Raw genomic sequence first — 17,988 nt, 5'->3', positions numbered from 1 at the left:
AACCCAATCCTGGCTAAATTATATCAGGATTTTGATTAATTGTTATAGCATTAAGCAACCTGGAGGAAAGGAATCAGAGGTTACTGTGAACCAGAGGGGGAGCGGCTTTGGGACAGCTTTTTTTCCAGGGCTTTAAAGTTATTCATGGCAATTTCACCCTTGATAGCTACCAGGTTCATCTCTTGGCTGCTTATAGCAGATTTTAAATCCCGCAGGGAAAAATCCACCCGCTGGGCCAGCATTTTATCCTGCTTGCCCACCCGGGGCAGCAGCATCGACCAGGGATCTTCGGTGGCATCGATTTTTTCACGGGCAGTGTCCCATTTTTCACGGCTGGCCTCAGCCATCGCTGCCATAACTCCATATTGTACCTGATAAAATTCGACGGGTTGGGGTATGGCATAAATCCGGGCCAGTTCCCCGTACTGTCCGTAGAGTTCTATAGCAGCCGTAAGGCTTTCTTCCAAGCGCCGGCTGCTGACAGCAAGGGTTAAATTGTCCAGAGTTCGTTCAAAACCATCCCGTGAGCTCGGGGACAACCCTGCTTCGGCGGCTTGCGGTTCCAGCATGTTCCAATTGCTATGCAGGTTTTTAAGGCTTTGCATTTCCTTCTGCCATGAGGCCATTCCCTTTTGCCCTCCACCCTGGGACGGCTGCTGGCCGCCGCTTTTCGAGGAACTGCTGCTCTTACCGCTCTGGGAGCCGCCGCTCTGGCTGCCTTGTCCTCCCTTGGAGCTCCCTGCGCCCTGGCTCATTTGCCCGCTTTGCCCCCCATCCTGAGAAGCCTGCTCCAGGCCAGGAACCTTCTGTAGTTTAGTTTTGCGGTCTAGTTCTGCAATAATCGCGGTAACGTCCTTAAGAATATCCTCAGCCGCAGCAGGAGCTTTTGGTTTTTGGCCGGTATCGGAAGACTGGGGTTTCTGGGAAGCGGACTGTTTCTTTCCACAGCCGACAGGTATCAGTATAATAATCAACAGTATGACCAGCAGGGTAAAAGTAGCTTTTCTCCCGGGCAACTCAATCACCTCAATCTTACTTACTGCAATGGTTAAGATGCGTAATACAAAGATACGAACATGCTTCAAGTTTATGGTTTCCTTAAAAGCCCTTTTGCATGCGGCTTGCCGATAAAAATACATTCCTTGGGCTGTTTGCCTGGCAGACTATGGACATATTAATACATATTGGCTACAGGTATTTAGGAGGCGGATGTATAATAAATCTACTCGTTACAACAAATTACGACCGCTTGGGAGGGTTTGGAATGAAAAATGGAGTAAAATACCAGGAAGGATTAAGAGCCGCAGAGGAAAATTGGTCTGCGGATATTCAGATAAACAATTCGCATCCGAAGGAACTTCGGAATTTTCATGTCCGATTGGGTTCGGAAGAGGTGGTTATTAACTCTAAGGCGATGCAACAGGTTTTCAACTATGCGTCCAAATTGCATGAGGACAGAGGTATTCCCGTTTTTATAGAAGGGGAGACCGGAACCGGTAAGGATATAGTGGCCCGATACATACATTTGGGAGGCGTCAGTATATCCGCCCAACCATTTGTTGCAGTTAATTGTGCCGCCTTGACCCATAGCATCTTTGAAAGTGAATTGTTTGGTTACGAACCTGGAGCATTTACCGGAGCCGTTGTTGGAGGGAGAAAAGGAAAACTGGATATGGCCGAGGGAGGGACCCTCTTCCTGGATGAGATTACCGAGATGCCGGTGAATACCCAGGCCAAGCTGCTTCGAGTACTGGAGGAAAAGAAGTATTACCGGGTAGGGGGAGTACAGCCCATTAACACCAATACAAGGATTATATGTGCCAGTAATCGTGATATAAAGAACAGTATCCAGCGGGGATTATTCCGCCAGGATTTATACTACCGCCTTGCGGTGGGGCATCTTTATATTCCCCCCTTAAGGGAGCGCTGCGAAGACATCATTCCTTTAACCTCACTATTTCTTCTGAAATTTGCTCGTGCAAAGGGAAAACGTTTTCAGAGTATTGCTGCGGAAGCCGCTGATGTCCTGGTGTCTTATAAATGGCCCGGGAATGTAAGGGAAATGCGTAATGTCATCGAATGGGCAGTATTGCTTTACGACGATATTGAGCTTAAGCCCAAGCATCTTAACCCTTTGTACAGGCACACCAAGTATAAGACTGTGGATGAAAACGCAGATCAAATGGTATTAAGCAGCCACGATTTTCTATTGCCGCAGGAAGGCTTCAATCTTCAAGAGTTTTGCACCACAGTCGTTATGAAGGCATTGGAAATGAACGGCGGAAACAAAACTACCACCGCAAAATACCTGGGCATTTCACGAAGCTCTCTTTATACCTGGCTAAGGAAAATAAATAGTATTTAATTCCTGTATAAAACAGGACAATTGTCTGATTTTCATGCACCAAATCTTACATTTAGTAGATCAAATCTTATTCAGCATCTCTTTTAGCCCGCGTGATAAGCCTGCTGCAGGCATCCTAGGCCTTTTGGCATGAAACTTGCTATTAAAACTGGGGCAGTACTATAAGATCATATTTCAGGACCAAGCTGACCCGGTGGCTGCCCATACCCTGTTAAGGGCAGCAAGGCTGGAAGCTGGGCAGGTTCGGAAGTACGGTTAAGTCAAATATATTATATGGGAGGTTTGGATATGTACCGGTTCGACAATATCAAAACTTTAGGCAAACTAATATTGGGCTTTTCACTTATTGCGGCATTGATCGTTGTGGTCGGTTATATGGGGATGCGTAATATGAAACTTATCAACATGGGAATGACAGGTATGTTCAATAACAACCTCGTTCCCATAGAATACCTGGGTGAAGCCAGAGGTAATCTGTTTTCTGTGCGGGGAGATTTGTGGAAAGCTATCGCTGGAACTACCGAACAAGATAAAAGTGAGGCCTTGCGGGAGACTAAACAGGACTTAGCCAAAGTTAAAGAGGCATTGAATAACTACAATACAACCGATTTAACCGCTAAAGAAAGGGATTTGTTGAAAAGCTTGAATGAAACGCTTGAGAGCTATGAGGCGAGAACCGTTGAACTGGAAACGATGATTATGAATGGTGCCGGGCAGAACGAATGTGCACAATTTCTTATGGTAAAGGCCAAGCCGGAAAGGGAAAAGAGTGAGGCTTGTATGGCTGAACTTGTTGATTTTAACAGAAAACTGGGCGAGAAGGCCAATAATGATGGTGATAATATCTATTCCAGGTCGGTCAAGGCCATGTATACGTTTATTGTAATGGCATTTTTGCTGGCTTTAGGTTTAGGGTTTATTATCGGCAAGCGTATTGCCATCCCGTTAAATGGCGCCACTAAGATTGCCGGAAAAATTGCTGGTGGTGACCTAACGGTGGTTATTCCGGAAAAAAGCCTGGGACGTAAGGATGAGATCGGACAATTGGCCAATGCCATGCAGGATATGATTAAACAACTGAGAACCGTGGTGACCGGGATAGGCGATCATTCCCGGGGCATTGCCGCCTCCGGCAGGCAGCTTGCTGCCGCAACCGAAAATATTTCGGTGGATATGCAGGAAGTTACGGCCTCAACTGAGGAAATTGCCGCAGGTATTGAGGAAGTATCAGCATCATCACAGGAGGTCAATGCTTCCACGGAAGAGGTGGTGGCTTCCTTAAATGAGCTGGCTGCTCAGTTGGGCATGGGCAACCGCAAAGCTATAGAAATTCAGGATCGAGCCTTGAAGCTGAGACAGGATACGGAAAATTCAAGTGAATCAACGCATGATATTTATCAAAAAATCGAGGGGCAGGTTAAAAAGGCGATTGAAGATGCTTATGTAGTAGAGCAAATTTCCGCAGTGGCAACCAATATTGCATCCATTGCCTCCCAGACCAATCTGCTGGCTCTAAACGCGGCCATTGAAGCAGCTCGGGCCGGAGAGCAGGGCCGCGGTTTTGCCGTGGTAGCCGAGGAAGTACGCAAGTTAGCTGAGGAGTCGTCACATGCAGTTGATAATATTCAGCACTTGACCAAGCAAGTAGAGCAGTCCATAAACAGCCTGATACTGCATACCAAAGAATTATTAACATTTATTGACAGCGATATAGCGATGGATTATCAATCTATGGTCGCTATGGCGGAAAAATACGGGGAAGACGCAGGGGCCTTTGAAACCATGACCGATACCGCCGACCAAATGGCCCGGAGGGTACTGGATGCGGCCGGTGAAATAAGCCGGGCCATTGAAACAGTAGCTTCCACCATGCAGCAGAGCAGTGCCGGAGCCCAAGATATTGCCCGGGGAGCCCAGAATACCAATCAGCTTATTGCCGAAACCAGCATTTCTGCCGAAAAGCTTTCCGAGACCGCCGCTCAGCTCAATGAAATAGTTCAACAATTTAAACTATCATAACCGTTAATTAATGAAGGGGGGATTCAAACTCCTCCCTTAAGTCCGGGTTCTAGACCCCGGCAACGCCACCGGATACAATGAAGGTCATAAGGTCTGCGCTGGCGGTGTCCAGAGGACGTACTTGATCCCGGGGAAAGACCAGCAGTTGTCCGGCAAAATTATATGACTGCGGTATATAGACCGATATGTATTCGTCAAGCCCGAACTTGCCCAGCGAGTCGCAGGTAATGAAACCCAGTACATGGGCGCTGCTGTCTGATCCCAGCTTGACCAGTACCGGACGGTTAAAGCTTTTCTTCTCACCCGCAAAGGCATTGAGCAGATCCTTGATCGAGCCATAGAGGAGTTTAACCAGCGGGAGACGGCTCATAAGGCGGTCAAACAGCAGCAACAGCTTTTTGGTCAGGAAGTTGGAAACCAGGAAACCGGTCAGCGTGATAATTATTACAGTAGCCAGAAATCCTACTCCGGGAATAATGCCGATTCCGGGAAGGGGGATTTTAAGCAGGCCGTCAATTTTGACAAAAAGAATGTAGACCACGTAAAGGGTTACCAGGATAGGAACCATGAAGAGCAGTCCGTTCAGGAAATAGTTGGCCAATCTTTTCATACCAAGTCCTCCTCAACTGCAGGTAAAAGGGTGAGAATTTTTAAAGCTTATCGGCGATGGAACTGAAAAGCCATACGGTTAAAATTCCGATTAACAGGAATCCTGTCCCTACTGCCAATCCAAGTTTATTGTCGGCCAAGAATGATTTTATTTTCTGCACCACATTATCACCCTGCATCATATCAAGATTATACACGCTACTAATTCTTCATATTCCAGAGTTATTCCTGCTAACTCATCGCCAGCCATGGGCAAAAACCTGGGATTTTTCGTTGTCAGTGCTGCCTGTATATTTTTCCTCTTATTTGCCGCGTTGGGAAGCAGAATGCTGGCAATTTATAAAAATTTGGGCCAACTCCGGGTCAAACTGGCTATTGGCACAGCGTGATATTTCCTCTAGGGCTTCTTCGTGGCTTATTCCTGATTGATAGGGCCGGCCATTTACCATAACGTCATAGGCGTCAGCGATACTGAGTATCCGGGCATTGAGCAGGATTTCCTTGCCTTTTTGCCCCAGCGGATAGCCGTGTCCGTCCCAGCGTTCATGATGCATTAAGATGGCCTCAGCTATAGGTGACAATTCAGGGGAAGAGAGGGCGATGCGGTATCCTATTTCGGGATGTTTTTTTATGGTCTCCCATTCATCAGGGGTAAGACGGTCAGGTTTATCCAGGATATTGTTGGGAATAGCGATCTTACCTATATCATGAAGAGCAGCGAGCAGAGTCAGGTTATCGAGCTCGTTTTGAGGCAGACCCAATACCCGCCCCATATTAACAACGATTCTTCTCAATCGGCGGGTATGTTCCCTGGTTTCGTGACTCTTCATCCAAAGGGTTTTTTCCAGTGAAACAATAAAGCTGCTGCGGTTGCTCTTGCTTTCCAAAAGTTTATTGCGGTACATTCTGTCTTCAGCTTCCTTAAGGACATCCAGGGTATTTTGCCAGGCGTGTTCTTTGGTAGCCACCCCCAGGGAAATGCTTATTTGCAGAGGATAACTCCCGGCTTTACGGCAACTGCTTTTAATGCGATAGTACAATTTGAGGGCATATTTTTCACTGGTTCGAGGAAGCAGGATGGCAAATTCATCTCCTCCCCAGCGCGAGATAATATCTTCTTCCCGGCAGGTATCTTTCAGAAGCCGGGCTACCTTGATCAGGAGTTCGTCCCCATCCTGGTGGCCAAAGGCGTCATTTACCAGCTTTAAACCGTTAACATCTCCGATAATTATACTCAAGGGCAACTGCCGGTCGGTGTCCAGGCGTTTTAATTCATCCTCGAAAAAGGCCCGGTTATAAAGGCCGGTCAATTTGTCATAAAAGCTTAGATAGCGAACTCTCTCCTGATCCTGTTTTTGCCGGGTAATATCCCGGACCGACTCGATAGCGCCTACTTTCTTACCCTCCTCGTCGTAAAGCGGAGACGCAATAGCATAGAGCATTGCCCCGTTATGACCAATAATCGGACAGAATGTTTCTGTAGCCAGGGTCTCCGCGCCGATCTGTTCCACCTGCTCATATCTTGGCCATAGTTTCTTATCCAGGGTCAATACCATATCAAGCAGAGTGGGACGTGCAAATCCGTAGAAGGGCACGGCATATTCATAACGTCCTTTTCCCAGCATGTCTGCAGCCTTTACTCCAGTTATATCCTCCATGGCCCGATTCCATGCAATTATTTTGCCATCCTGGTTTACTACGGCGGTGGGGTCGGGGAGAAAACTGACTATATTATCCAGCAATTGATAGGATTTACGCAGGGCCTCTTCCGCCTGTTTGCGCTCGGTGATATCATAGAGAACAGCCATAACCGCCGGTTTACCCTGATATTCAAAATAACTGGATGAATTATCTACCCATAGTTCGGGGTTCTTGGGAGTGCAAACCTTGAACTCGTAGCGGGATGGCGGGTTCAGGCCCTGCTGGCGCGCCCGGGTTCTTACCCGCACCATTTCCCGGAATTCAGGGTCAATCAAGTCCCAGCAATTCATACCCAGCAGTTGCTCCCGGGAAAATCCGCTGAGCCCCAGAAGGGTAGAATTTACCCACACCAGTTTATCATCCTGAAAGATATGAACCGAGGCAGGTACAGTTTCCGCCAGCTGACGGAAATTAAGCTCGCCCTGGCGGAGCACGTCTGCTTGCTTGCCGGTCTCGCGAGCTACCGAGAATACCAGCCTTTCCCCTCTATTATTGGTAACCGGCCGGCTGACAACTTGCAACCATAGGTAGGAGCCGTCATTCTTTAAAAACCTGAATAGGCTGCCGGCCTCTCTCCGGGGTAAGAGATTGACATGAGCCTGACGCATATTTTCTTGATCATGAGGGTGTATGAAGTCAAGCAAATTATAACCGAGTACCTCCTCTTTCTCATATCCCAGTATTTCTTCAGTCCTGGCGTTGATATAACAGCAGGTCATATCATCGGTCCGGTGAATGAGCACAATATCAGGGGCTTTTTCCACTATCAACTGAAAAATGGCTCTCTGGTCCAAGCTATTATCAAAATTACCGGAGAACGAAGATTTTCCCCGGTATCGTACCTTTTGTTTTTTACTGTTTTCCATATATTCACCCCGTTTAAAATCCTGAACCAAGAAGTACAGAGCGGCAGCCTTACTGGTAATCGTATAGTATGAATAAAATTCGCCATATTACAGCAATATCCTGCATAATTTGGGTAATTTTATAATTATACATAGCCAGGCTAAAAATCCTGACCTTTACGGTCTCTTTTATTGTCATACATTCTGGCATCAGCTATATTGATGGCTTCCAGCAAACGGGGGGAATCGAGCGGACAGGCAGCTGCTCCGAAATCGGCAAAAATATCAATATCTACTCCGGCGGGTCTTTGCCGGCTAATTTCCTGGTTAACCCGATAAAGCGCTTTTTTGGCCTGCTGCAGTGAGGTGTTGGGGAAGAGCACAATAAACTCGTCCCCTCCGTAACGTCCTACTGAGTCGACAGAGCGAATAGTCTTCAGTATGGCATTGGCCGTGGCTTTTAGTACCTCGTCACCAGCGGCATGACCGAAGCGGTCGTTTATCAGCTTGAAATTCCCTAAATCCAATATGGCTACACTGGCCTCGCCTCCGTAGCGTTTGATTTTTTCGTCTTCTTCTTCAATCCGCTTCATCAAATACCGGCGGTTCCAAACGCCGGTCAGCGGGTCGATCAGAGCCTCCCGCTCTATGCGGGTGATGAGGCTGTTTAGCTCCCAGAATACTGCCAGATAATTGCCGATAATGAGAGCAAACTCCACATCCTGGTTGGTAAATGGCTGATTCCGGGCCAGGCAAAATATGCCATAGAGTTCGTTGCGAAAACCTATAGGGGTGAGAAACTGGTGGCATCGTCCTGCTTCGGGCTCGACTATTTTCATGGTTTTTGCAGCTGCTGCCTGCTGCAGCAAATCAGGGCTAAATATTTCAATATCCGGTTCCGGTTCCTGATAATGATTCTGTACCAGCAGTTCAAAATCGCAGCCCTGCTCACCTTTGATGGTACGGTAAATAGCTGTGGAACAAAAATCCATTTCCGCCAGCATGTCGGTGATGAGATGGGAAATCATGCCGGCATCCCGCTCTAATAGACTCTTGTTAACCAGTTCATGCAGGGCCCGCAGACGGTTAGCTTCTTGGTTAAGTTTATTTTTGGCGTCCATTTCTTCCAGGTGCAGGGCAATATGTGAGGCCAGCATGTTCATCAGTTCAAAATCAAGTTGAGTAAAAGCGTTTTTTTCCATATGGTCTATAGCCACCAGTCCCCATTTGAAGTTCTTATAAATGACGGGAGCGATAATAATTGATTGGATTTCACTATGATAACGGTCAATAGCGTTTACTTCGGCTTGGACATTGCCGCTGTAGAACGGTTCGCCGGTGGATATGGCCTGCTCCAGTATGGTTCCTTTGCGGCTCAGCATAGATTCCAGATTACGGGAAGTAAGGTCTCCGGTAATCTCCTTGATGGTAAAGGATGGAGCCTCTTTGGACTCCCGCGCCGCAATCAGAAAATTACGATAGTTTATAATAAAAGGCAACGAGCGGCTTATTACCGTAAAATCATCGGCAAAAGACCAGGATTCGCTCAGGTAGCGGAATATATTGAATAAAGCCTTCTGACCGTTGGACAGCTTTTCCACTTTGGCCTTTTGCACCTGTTGCTCTTTATTGGCCGAACGGAGCTCGGCCAACAGTTGCTGAGCAGGCCGGTAAACGAAGAAATAGATCAAGAGCAGGGTAATCGTTAGGGACAGTACTATAATCAACATATTTTTAGCGGTACTGTTGCGAACCGATTTGTAGAGTATGGAATCGTCTATGGTAAGGAGCAGTATGGCATTGCTTTGAAGGATATCCCCATAAAAAGAAGTGTGATTATTATGGGTAATGAGTTGATGGTCTATTATTTCCTGCTGCCGGGGCTTAAATTCCGAGCGGGTTAAAATGCTGGCCTTGTAATCGGTAAGATTTAATTCCGCCATAACCTGGGAGGGGTCGTAGACCACCAGGTCGCAACCCAACAGCCGGTCTCCGTCCCGGAAGGGCGAATGGACTATAAGCAAAGGCTTGCCGTTGTATTTGATAAAGGATACTCCGGAGTAGGTTTTATCGGACAGATCCAGGCTGTTTATGAAATCATTATCGCCGTAGGTGTTAAGAATATGGTTATCTACCAGGCGGATGGCTAAAAGACAATTTTTAAGGTGGGAGGCTCCGGAGTTGTACTTTAACTGGGTGGAGGACTTGAGCTCGGTATAATTTATTTCACCGTTCATGTAGGCTATAATTTTGTCGCGCACCATGGAACGGCGACAGAGTCCTTCGGTGCCTTGAATACAGTTTTGTACGAAATTATTAAGGCTTATAAGGTACATTTGGGCTTCAGTTCGGAAATTAGACCGTTCGCTGTCAATCAGTTCATTCTGAACCGGAAAAACTACTGCCAGTAGTGACAAGGCCAATAACAGTACTGTTCCCGCCAGCGCCGCCTGAAACTTATTGAATAATTCTTTCAGAATTATATCCCTCCTGAAGGTTATTTTTCCCAAGGAGCCAATATACAGGCTTACTTAAAACGGAATTGATGTAAAAACCTTACCTTAATCTATTCTAAACTTGTGACATTTTTCCTGCCTGTTGGGGTAAAGTATACCGCAATCGTCAGCAGAATACCGGAGTCACTTCATTGGCCCATAGCCGTAAAAGCAAAAACAGAGTGGCAAAACAGGCTTTTTTAAGATAATCTCTTATAAGATTAACAGATGAGAAGGGATGAAACGATTGAGTAGACGAGAGATTATTTCCATTGCTTTTGTAGTAAGCCTGCTGGTCAGTAATATCCTGGCGGTAAAGCTAACCGCGATTGGCCCCTTGGTGCTGCCGGCCGCAGTTATCATTTATCCTTTCTGTTTCATGCTGGGTGATGTTATTACAGAAGTATGGGGTTATCATTATGCCCGCAAGGTGATAGTAATCGGCTTTGGCGCCAATTTGACCATGGTCTTTTTCACCTACCTCGGAGGATTACTGCCGGCGGCACTGGTATGGCCCCATCAGGATGCCTATATGTCCATATTTGCGATGGTGCCCCGAATAGTGGTTGCCAGTTTTATAGCTTATTTGCTGGGGGAGCTGGTTAACAGCTATACCTTGGAAAAGATTAAATCCCGGACCGGTACCCGCCTGCTCTTCGTAAGGACAATAGGCTCCTCGATAGTAGGACAGTTTCTTGATACGGCAGTATTTATAACGATTGCTTTCTATGGTGTTGTCCCGAACCGGGTACTGTTAATTATGCTCCTGAGCCAGTACTTCTTCAAGATAGGTCTGGAAGCCCTTGCCGGCACCCCGCTGGCTTACCTGATGGTAAAATGGGCCCGGGCTTGCTGATACCGATGTGCTGGGGGATTGGTGAGTCTATCCGGTGGTTGGGTATGTTAAGAAAAAACCGTAAAGATATTTTGCTGAACAAATATGGAGGTAATATCAGTCAAGTAGCGAAAACCATGAGAATTTCACGTAATACTGTCTATCGTAAGATGAAAAAGTATAAGTTTGGTCTGTAAAGGGAGCAAACAAGTGGGGACGGCGCCGGCGATATTAATATTCATATCGCCGGCGCCGTCCCCACGATATCCCGCCAAATAGTCCCTGGCCTCCTGATCCCACTTTGTGGCCCTCTATGCAGGTGGCGGATTGACAGTAAAAGATTCCGTATTCCTGTGGGAAGGGGTGACCGGTGTGGTTGGCGGCATACAGCAGTCTCGCATGGGCAGGGTAATTATAGCTTCGCGGAGTTGGGCGATTGCGTTAGTCAACTGTCCCAGTTTCGCCTCCACCCGGATTAAAAGGTAGGCCGAAACTGCAATCGGAAAGCCTGTGTTGCCGATAAGATTAAGCCAATCATCCACCGCTGGCACTTCCTTTCATATCATAAATGTCCTATCTGTTTGGATAAGGAAAAGCAGGCGGGCAGGATTCCTGCCCGCAGAGAAGACTGAATCTAAACCAGGTCGATTTCCTCAACATTTTTGGTTATTATCCTGGCTGCAGCTTTTCCGGTCAATGCCCCGCCGCTGCCGTTGAATATATTTTTAGCGATGATATTGCCCATGGCGGTAGAAATATCGGCGGCGTTAAGATCCTGACGGGCGTCATAGACCCGCAAACGCTGGGTGCGGTTAAGTTCGGTGGCAAAATCCATTTCGAGAGTTCTCTGAGTAGACATAGGGGTTCCTCCTTTCTATAAAATTTGATTTACCTGCGGCTTACTGGTTCTTAATTTCCACGATATCCCTACGCTGTACGGAAAGACCGGTTTTGTCCTGCAAACTGAGCAGATCCTGGGCTACTGCGAAGAGATCCGCGTTGGCTGCATCCGGTTTTACCTTGGTAAATGCCCGGTTTTTGCTGAGTTGCTGACCTGAGGCGCCAGTCCCGTTATCCATTACCAGAACCAGGTCAGTGGCGATGGTATTTGCGGTTATGGCCATGCTCCTACACCTCCTTTACTTTATTCCACCCGGGCTGAGCCGGGCTTCTGGACATAATTTTAGGCGGCAGTAAGGAAAAAGGGTAATAGCGGGAATTGGAGAAGTAGTGTTGAATTGCCGCAGGCAATAACAGAGCCGGCAGTTTGCCGGATTAGTTCCAAGAATAATTGCAGATAGGAGGGCAGGAGTTCAATAACCGATTATTAGTTCCTGAAGCCGGTGCTAAACCTTTAAGATAATAGGGGGAGGATTTTGACGCCTGCAAGTATAAGATAATGGCTAAGAAAAGCTTGGGAGGGATAGAGATGAATAATGATGTACTGGACAGGACCGTATCTGTGCTGGCCAACTCCAATAATACGGTAGTGGTAACCGGTGCCGGCATCAGCACTGAAGCAGGAATACCTGACTTTCGTGGGGAGAAAGGGATTTACCGAACCCTGGGTGAGGAGCGGGTAATGAGCATAATAAACATCAGTACCTTTCAAAGAACCCCGGAAAAATTCTATGAATTTTACCGCCAGTATTTCGTTTTTCCGCCGGTAGAGCCCAGTCTGGCCCATAAGGTACTGGCCGCCATGGAGAAAAAGGGAAGAGTTAAGGCGGTTGTCACCCAAAATATTGATGGTTTGCATGAGAAGGCAGGCAGTAAAAATGTTATCCCGGTACACGGTAATGCTGACCGCTTTGTCTGTACCCGAACCAGGTGCGGCAAATATTACAGCAGCGACCAGGTGCGGGAGATGAAGGAACCAGTTCCGGAATGCCCCCAATGCGGCGGGATACTAAAACCTGATGTAGTGCTTTTCGGGGAACCTATCCAAAACTACGTTGATGCCCGGGAACGGATAATGGCGGCCCGGGTACTGGTGGTAATCGGTTCCTCGCTGACGGTCTACCCTCTGGCCGGATTTGTTAAAGAATTCAGTACTTTCTACCAGGATCTGATTATTATCAATAAAGGCCCTACCCACATGGATCATGCCGCCTTGGTCAAGATTGAAGTAGGCAATGCCGGTACCGGTGAAATACTCCGGGAAATTGACCGGCGGATGGGTTAATGCAATTATCAAGAAATCTTAAGAGTTTCCTGAAATTTTTTTGAGCTTCTCCTGTTATAGTTTTACCGTAAACAAAAAAAGGAGGTTTTAGGATGAAGACTAAAAAGTATGTCCAAGCTAGTATTTTAGCGCTGTTGGCAGTCTTTGTGCTGGGAGTAGCCGTTCCAGCCATGGCTGGGGGAAATAACCCGGCTGCTGCCGGTGAATACGGTAAAGCTGGAGTAAGCAGAGGGGCAAGGACTATGGTTGCTGCCCTGGCCGAACTCGCGGGCAAGGATGTCAGTGATGTCCAGGCGCAGAGACACGGGGGCAAAACCATCTTGGATATAGCCAAAGACAATGGAATTGATGAACAGACGCTGGTGAACCAAATCAGCGCCAGGAATCAGGAAAGATTGAAGGCCAATCTCGATGCCGGCCGTATTACCCAGGAGCAGTATGACTCGTGTATGAACAATATGCAGCAGAACATCAAAGAGCGACTGGAAGGCCCGGAATCCGGCCGAGGCTGTTGCCGGGGGGCTGGCTTTAGAAACGGCGGAGCCGGTCAGGATGGCTGTAACGGTGGTCAGGGCATTTGCGGCAACCGCCCGATAATAAACAACGGCAGTTCCGCCCGATAAGGAATGCAGTACCCGGCCCCATAGGCCGGGTACTGCAGATGATATACGGTAAAAGCAGCCGCCATATACATAACGAATCTGTCAGTCTAGGCCTCCTGCTTGAGGCAACCCATCTGCTATCAAACCTGGAACCGCTCAACCAGTAGGTTGAGTTTTTCAGCGTTTTCAGCCATTCGTCGTGAAGCTTGACTGATTTCGATAGCTGAACGGGCTGCCATTTCACTGCTCCGGGCGATTTCCTGAGTACCGGCGGTGGACTGGGCTAATGTAGCCGTGGTTGATTCGATAGCTTTGCCGATTTCAATCATGGCCTGCATTATCTGGCGAATGTTGCTGCTTATATCCCGGGTTAAGGAACTGAGCATGTCTGCGTCATCTTTATACTGCTGGCCTATATTGAGCATACGGGAATAATCGCTTATAACCGCATGATTAATGAACTCTAGCAGTTCATTGGAGTTGTTGATGAGGTTGTTAATAGCTTCCTGTACCTGGGAAGTAAGGCTATGTATTTCACTAACTGTTGAAGCTGAATCTTCAGCCAGTTTTCTGACTTCCTCGGCAACGACGGCAAACCCCTTGCCCTGCTCACCTGCACGGGCAGCTTCAATGGCGGCATTCAGAGCCAGGAGATTGGTCTGGTCAGCGATGGCGGCAATGTTCTGTGCCAGTCCGGTGATTTGCTCTACGACTGCAGCATTGGCTATAGCCTGCAGGAGCTTCTGGCGAATACTATCGTAGATGTCCACTGCTGTTTTTTGCGCTTGTTCGGCCCCTTCCTGCACCTTTAGAGCCCGCTGTTCGATTTCCTGAGCATTGGCATGACCCAGTTTGGCTTTACGGTTTACCTCGGTGAGAGCGGCAGCCACTTCCTGGCCGGAAGCGTTGATCTCTTCAGCTGCCGCGGACACCTCCTGCATGCCGGCGGCTATTTCCTCAGTTGAGGCTGATACCTGCTGCATGCCGGCGGCTATGTCTTCACCGGAGGCTGCCAGTTGCTGGCTGGATGCCGCTACTTCCTGAGAATTAAGGTTGATATCGGTAATCATGCTCTTGAGGTTTTTGACCATGTAGTCCAATCCGCGGGACAGGTAACCGATTTCGTCCCGTTGCTGCAGGTATGCATCCTCAACCTCCACCGTGAGGTTGCCAGCCGCGATACTGCGGGAATGGTCGGCCACTGCTTTTATGGGCTTAGCCAGCCTGAAACCCAGAATACTGGCTACTGCTATACCCACCAGCAGAAAAATCACAGTAATCAGCAGCACAGTGATTTTCATTTTCTGCAAACCGGCCAGCACTTCCGAGCATGGTGCAGTGACTGCTACCGACCAACCGGTTCCTTGAACCGGGGCAAAGCCCATAAATTTTTGGCTGCCATCAGTCCATAGGTATTCACCGTAACCCCGCTCACCATCGACCATTTTCTGGGCCAGAGCTGTAAGGGGAAGCAATCCCGGGTCCTTTTCTGCCTCTTTAAACGGATTGTACTGATCTATGACCATATCGGTCTTGGGGTGGGCGATAACGTTTCCATCACGGTTCAGCATATAGGCATATCCGGTTTGAGCAAACTTAACCTCAGCCACCATCCTGCTCATAATGGAACTGTCTACTGCCGCCGCAAGTACGGCAATGACCCTGCCATCAGCAGCTTTGACGGGAGAGACCAGCATAACGATAACGCTTCCGTCTATTCTGCTTACTATGGGATCGGAAAAGGCCGATTGACCGTTAAGGGCTTTTTGAAAATAGTCCCGGTCAAACAAGTTGGCGCTGGAGCCGGCCGTTGTATGTACCTCTCCGGCAAGATTGGCTACCCCCATCATCGAATATCCCAGGCGTTTATTTTCGGCCTGCAATGCACGTATTTGCCGGTTCGCGTCCATGCTCTTGATCTCATCCATGGCGGCTATAGTTTCCATAACCATGATGCAGTTATTCAGCTCGCTGCTTATCAGTTTGGTGGTATCCTCGGCCCGGGCCACGACATTTTCTTCTATATTATTCATAAGGGCGGCTGACGCCCTGGTGTACGCAAAATAACCTAATCCGCCACAGAAGAGAATTACAACTGCACTAAAATATACAGTGAGTCTTAAAGCGATACTTTTCAATATAACCCCTCCCTTAAATGTCTGTCTGTTGGTTTCTCTGGCCCGGAAAAGCTTGCCTCACCTCCATATTTACCGGGTTATCAGGCGATTGAGCCGGTGGCAGCTACAGCGACAATGGCAGGATTATCGCGAAAGCGAATCATAGGGGTTGGTGTTCAAGGATTAGTGGTAAAGCATGCGGTTTGAGTGTGAATGATGTGATTTCTGGTCAATAAATAGTCGTATATATAAAAAAATTATACCTAAAAGTCCCAATTATAGCAATGATTTCGGGCAACACCGGGATTGCCCCCAAAGTAATGAAGGTCAATTCCCGGGTAAAAGCCTTTGGTATATGGCCTCATAACCACAGAGCTCTTTCTGCAGGGAATATTTTTTCTCCACCAGGCGACGTGCATTTTCCCCCATCTGCCGGCATAGCTGCCGGTTGGTTATCAGGATACGGGCAGCAGCAACCATATCCGCTTGGCTCTGGATATAATAACCTTCCCGGCCATTTACAATTATGTTTAAGTTACCCGGCACAGCTGTGAGCAGACAGGGCTTGCCCAGGCTCATAGCCTCCAGAGCCGCCTGGGGCTGTCCCTCGCCATAGGAAGTATTGAGCACTACATCGGCCAGCGACATCATGCCGTACATTTGGTCATGGGGAAATTCCCCCGGATATACTGTCCAAGGCAGGCTTCGGATACGCTTTTGAATGAACTCACTGTATTTCTGATCGATAACGGCGCCGAGAATAAGTAAGCGCAGGTTAGGGAATTCAGGATGCAGTTTTTCCAGGGCGTCAATAGCAAATTCCAGGTTTTTGACTGGCCTCAGACCGCTGGGCAGGAGGAACACAAAGTCATTTTCGTTCAATCCCAGTTCGTTACGGTCGGGACCTTTCCTTTTTTCCAGTGAAACTCCCTGGGGAATAGTAACCAATTTGGACGCGCTCTTCGGGTAGAACTGTTGAAAAATGGTTCTGAAGTAATCGTCAAAAACAACAATATACTTAACCGCATTTAAGGTTTCTGCTATTTCCGGTTTAAAGCTAGACTGGATGTCATAATTTAAATCGGTGCCGGTAGTAGTCAGGACCAGAGGGAGTTGAGCGATATCAGGAAAAACGGATAATACCCGGCTGAAATAAGTTATATTAAGTCCGTGAATCAATGAATAGCGCTTCTCTTTTAAAGCCCCGGACAGTATGCATTGCCAGTCATCTGACTCCAGAGACAGCAGGTCTATGGTCCATCCCCGCTTCTGCAGGCCGGTTTGCAGCCTTTCACTGGTAAGCTTGTTGCCCCGCGATTTTTTATGGAAAGGAGTTATCATAAGAATGGTGGAATTCATAAGGTGTGATGCCATGAACGAACTTTATCTCCTATGCTGAATATTTTATAAGCTGAAAGGCTTCGCAGTAATCGCCTTTTCCCGTCATTATCCCCCGGTAGCGATTAAGTCCTTTAACTGCTTCGTCATATCGGTAGTATTCCAATTGGGAATGGTGCTGCTGTATAGCTGCCAGCTTCCTGTCGATGAAATCGCTGATATCTTCGGCGTAAGACACTTCTTCGATGGGAGTCCAAACTTCATAACCAAGAATAGTCTCTACCGGCCATGGTTCCTTTCCGCATTCGGGGAAAAAAGGCTCTGCCGCCCTTTTACAAGCTTCCCGCAATAGATGGTGGGTTTCTTTATGATCGCGGCAGCCGTCGCGATCATGCGGAATGTATACCATGTGGGGTTTTATTGCCCGGATGAGGGTAGTAATCCGGATAAGGTTTTCTTTGTTAATTTCGATATAGCCGTCGGCCATTCTCAAAAAAAACAGGTTGTTTATCCCCAGCAAGGCAGCTGCCTGGCGGGCTTCCGCTTCTCTTATTGCAGCCAGTTCGTCCTTGCCGTATCGTATTCCCCCGGCATCACCTGAGGTTATATACATAATAGCAACCTGATTGCCGTTCTGGCAATGTTTGGCTATACTGCCGCCGCAGGCTATAATATCATCATCCGGATGGGGCGCTACAACCAGAATTTGCTTCATTTTAAGTACCTGCCTCCCTTTTTGGCTTTGTCTAAAATGTTAACATAAATCCCGGAGCCATAATAGAAGCTGATGGCCTTACTCTATATAATATCCCAGGGCCCAACAACGGTTCCAAGAAAAAAGCCCGAAGGCCGATAAGCCTCCGGGCCCGATTATTTT

General features: G+C 47.8%; 18 protein-coding genes. 6 read left to right on the top strand and 12 right to left on the bottom strand.

Going from position 1 to position 17,988, the window contains the following annotated elements; genetic code table 11:
* Window positions 1-80: 80 nt before the first annotated feature.
* Window positions 81-1,085 (bottom strand): hypothetical protein, encoded by a 1,005-nt coding sequence (locus ACU70B_RS13135; protein WP_447183970.1) that lies wholly within the window; start codon window positions 1,083-1,085, stop codon window positions 81-83.
* Between the two features lie 179 nt (window positions 1,086-1,264).
* Here ACU70B_RS13135 and ACU70B_RS13130 point away from each other — a divergent pair, with 179 nt between their 5' ends.
* Both ACU70B_RS13130 and ACU70B_RS13125 read left to right on the top strand, forming a co-directional pair.
* On the top strand, window positions 1,265-2,365 hold the full coding sequence (locus tag ACU70B_RS13130; RefSeq protein ID WP_447183969.1) for a sigma-54 interaction domain-containing protein: 1,101 nt from the start codon (window positions 1,265-1,267) through the stop codon (window positions 2,363-2,365).
* Window positions 2,366-2,653: 288 nt separating this feature from the next.
* The gene (locus ACU70B_RS13125) at window positions 2,654-4,384 is read left to right on the top strand and encodes a methyl-accepting chemotaxis protein (RefSeq protein WP_447183968.1); all 1,731 of its coding nucleotides are present in this window, start codon (window positions 2,654-2,656) and stop codon (window positions 4,382-4,384) included.
* Window positions 4,385-4,433: 49 nt separating this feature from the next.
* On the opposite strand, the gene ACU70B_RS13120 is transcribed toward ACU70B_RS13125, so the two are convergent.
* From ACU70B_RS13120 to ACU70B_RS13105, 4 genes are all read right to left on the bottom strand, one after another.
* A complete protein-coding gene (locus ACU70B_RS13120; RefSeq protein ID WP_447183967.1) occupies window positions 4,434-4,994 on the bottom strand; it encodes a DUF502 domain-containing protein in 561 nt (186 codons plus the stop codon).
* Between the two features lie 40 nt (window positions 4,995-5,034).
* Window positions 5,035-5,190 carry a hypothetical protein gene (locus tag ACU70B_RS13115; RefSeq protein ID WP_447183966.1) on the bottom strand — a complete coding sequence of 52 codons (156 nt, stop codon included), beginning with the start codon at window positions 5,188-5,190 and terminating at the stop codon, window positions 5,035-5,037.
* 105 nt (window positions 5,191-5,295) lie between these two features.
* Window positions 5,296-7,560, bottom strand: coding sequence for a PAS domain S-box protein (locus ACU70B_RS13110; protein WP_447183965.1), 2,265 nt, complete (start codon window positions 7,558-7,560; stop codon window positions 5,296-5,298).
* Between the two features lie 140 nt (window positions 7,561-7,700).
* Window positions 7,701-10,049 carry a sensor domain-containing diguanylate cyclase gene (locus ACU70B_RS13105; RefSeq protein WP_447183964.1) on the bottom strand — a complete coding sequence of 783 codons (2,349 nt, stop codon included), beginning with the start codon at window positions 10,047-10,049 and terminating at the stop codon, window positions 7,701-7,703.
* Between the two features lie 232 nt (window positions 10,050-10,281).
* Here ACU70B_RS13105 and ACU70B_RS13100 point away from each other — a divergent pair, with 232 nt between their 5' ends.
* Together ACU70B_RS13100 and ACU70B_RS13095 are read left to right on the top strand one after the other, a co-directional pair.
* Window positions 10,282-10,890: a queuosine precursor transporter gene (locus tag ACU70B_RS13100; RefSeq protein WP_447183963.1), complete on the top strand. Its 609-nt coding sequence runs from the start codon at window positions 10,282-10,284 to the stop codon at window positions 10,888-10,890.
* A complete protein-coding gene (locus ACU70B_RS13095; protein WP_447183962.1) occupies window positions 10,872-11,066 on the top strand; it encodes a helix-turn-helix domain-containing protein in 195 nt (64 codons plus the stop codon). The genes ACU70B_RS13100 and ACU70B_RS13095 overlap by 19 nt, the downstream gene beginning before the upstream one ends.
* Here the strand turns inward: ACU70B_RS13095 and ACU70B_RS13090 are convergent.
* From ACU70B_RS13090 to ACU70B_RS13075, 4 genes are all read right to left on the bottom strand, one after another.
* Window positions 11,016-11,144 carry a hypothetical protein gene (locus tag ACU70B_RS13090; RefSeq protein ID WP_447185797.1) on the bottom strand — a complete coding sequence of 43 codons (129 nt, stop codon included), beginning with the start codon at window positions 11,142-11,144 and terminating at the stop codon, window positions 11,016-11,018. The genes ACU70B_RS13095 and ACU70B_RS13090 overlap by 51 nt on opposite strands.
* A 36-nt stretch (window positions 11,145-11,180) precedes the next feature.
* Window positions 11,181-11,411, bottom strand: a complete 231-nt coding sequence (locus ACU70B_RS13085) for a YvrJ family protein (RefSeq protein ID WP_447183961.1) — start codon at window positions 11,409-11,411, stop codon at window positions 11,181-11,183.
* Window positions 11,412-11,503: 92 nt separating this feature from the next.
* Window positions 11,504-11,728, bottom strand: a complete 225-nt coding sequence (locus tag ACU70B_RS13080; protein WP_447183960.1) for a DUF2922 domain-containing protein — start codon at window positions 11,726-11,728, stop codon at window positions 11,504-11,506.
* Window positions 11,729-11,768: 40 nt separating this feature from the next.
* Window positions 11,769-11,993 carry a DUF1659 domain-containing protein gene (locus tag ACU70B_RS13075; RefSeq protein ID WP_447183959.1) on the bottom strand — a complete coding sequence of 75 codons (225 nt, stop codon included), beginning with the start codon at window positions 11,991-11,993 and terminating at the stop codon, window positions 11,769-11,771.
* Window positions 11,994-12,298: 305 nt separating this feature from the next.
* Between ACU70B_RS13075 and ACU70B_RS13070 the strand changes: the two genes are divergently transcribed.
* Together ACU70B_RS13070 and ACU70B_RS13065 are read left to right on the top strand one after the other, a co-directional pair.
* On the top strand, window positions 12,299-13,054 hold the full coding sequence (locus ACU70B_RS13070; RefSeq protein ID WP_447183958.1) for an SIR2 family NAD-dependent protein deacylase: 756 nt from the start codon (window positions 12,299-12,301) through the stop codon (window positions 13,052-13,054).
* 92 nt (window positions 13,055-13,146) lie between these two features.
* Entirely contained in the window at window positions 13,147-13,677 is a 531-nt protein-coding gene (locus ACU70B_RS13065; RefSeq protein ID WP_447183957.1) for a hypothetical protein, read from the top strand.
* Between the two features lie 119 nt (window positions 13,678-13,796).
* On the opposite strand, the gene ACU70B_RS13060 is transcribed toward ACU70B_RS13065, so the two are convergent.
* The 3 genes from ACU70B_RS13060 to ACU70B_RS13050 form a co-directional block, all read right to left on the bottom strand.
* Window positions 13,797-15,794 carry a methyl-accepting chemotaxis protein gene (locus ACU70B_RS13060; RefSeq protein ID WP_447183956.1) on the bottom strand — a complete coding sequence of 666 codons (1,998 nt, stop codon included), beginning with the start codon at window positions 15,792-15,794 and terminating at the stop codon, window positions 13,797-13,799.
* Window positions 15,795-16,100: 306 nt separating this feature from the next.
* Window positions 16,101-17,147: a glycosyltransferase gene (locus tag ACU70B_RS13055; protein WP_447183955.1), complete on the bottom strand. Its 1,047-nt coding sequence runs from the start codon at window positions 17,145-17,147 to the stop codon at window positions 16,101-16,103.
* Between the two features lie 16 nt (window positions 17,148-17,163).
* Window positions 17,164-17,826: a PIG-L deacetylase family protein gene (locus tag ACU70B_RS13050; protein WP_447183954.1), complete on the bottom strand. Its 663-nt coding sequence runs from the start codon at window positions 17,824-17,826 to the stop codon at window positions 17,164-17,166.
* Window positions 17,827-17,988: the final 162 nt, after the last annotated feature.

The organism is Syntrophomonas curvata (assembly GCF_052976825.1).
Note: the sequence above shows the minus strand (reverse complement) of the source record. Positions and strands in the feature narration are given on the sequence as shown.

Coding starts and splice junctions, on each gene's coding strand:
- ACU70B_RS13130 (WP_447183969.1), top strand. CDS start 1,265: ATGAAAAATGGAGTAAAATACCAGGAAGGATTAAGAGCCGCAGAGGAA.
- ACU70B_RS13065 (WP_447183957.1), top strand. CDS start 13,147: ATGAAGACTAAAAAGTATGTCCAAGCTAGTATTTTAGCGCTGTTGGCA.
- ACU70B_RS13055 (WP_447183955.1), bottom strand. CDS start 17,147: ATGGCATCACACCTTATGAATTCCACCATTCTTATGATAACTCCTTTC.
- ACU70B_RS13050 (WP_447183954.1), bottom strand. CDS start 17,826: ATGAAGCAAATTCTGGTTGTAGCGCCCCATCCGGATGATGATATTATA.
- ACU70B_RS13070 (WP_447183958.1), top strand. CDS start 12,299: ATGAATAATGATGTACTGGACAGGACCGTATCTGTGCTGGCCAACTCC.
- ACU70B_RS13095 (WP_447183962.1), top strand. CDS start 10,872: ATGGGCCCGGGCTTGCTGATACCGATGTGCTGGGGGATTGGTGAGTCT.
- ACU70B_RS13080 (WP_447183960.1), bottom strand. CDS start 11,728: ATGTCTACTCAGAGAACTCTCGAAATGGATTTTGCCACCGAACTTAAC.
- ACU70B_RS13120 (WP_447183967.1), bottom strand. CDS start 4,994: ATGAAAAGATTGGCCAACTATTTCCTGAACGGACTGCTCTTCATGGTT.
- ACU70B_RS13125 (WP_447183968.1), top strand. CDS start 2,654: ATGTACCGGTTCGACAATATCAAAACTTTAGGCAAACTAATATTGGGC.
- ACU70B_RS13110 (WP_447183965.1), bottom strand. CDS start 7,560: ATGGAAAACAGTAAAAAACAAAAGGTACGATACCGGGGAAAATCTTCG.
- ACU70B_RS13075 (WP_447183959.1), bottom strand. CDS start 11,993: ATGGCCATAACCGCAAATACCATCGCCACTGACCTGGTTCTGGTAATG.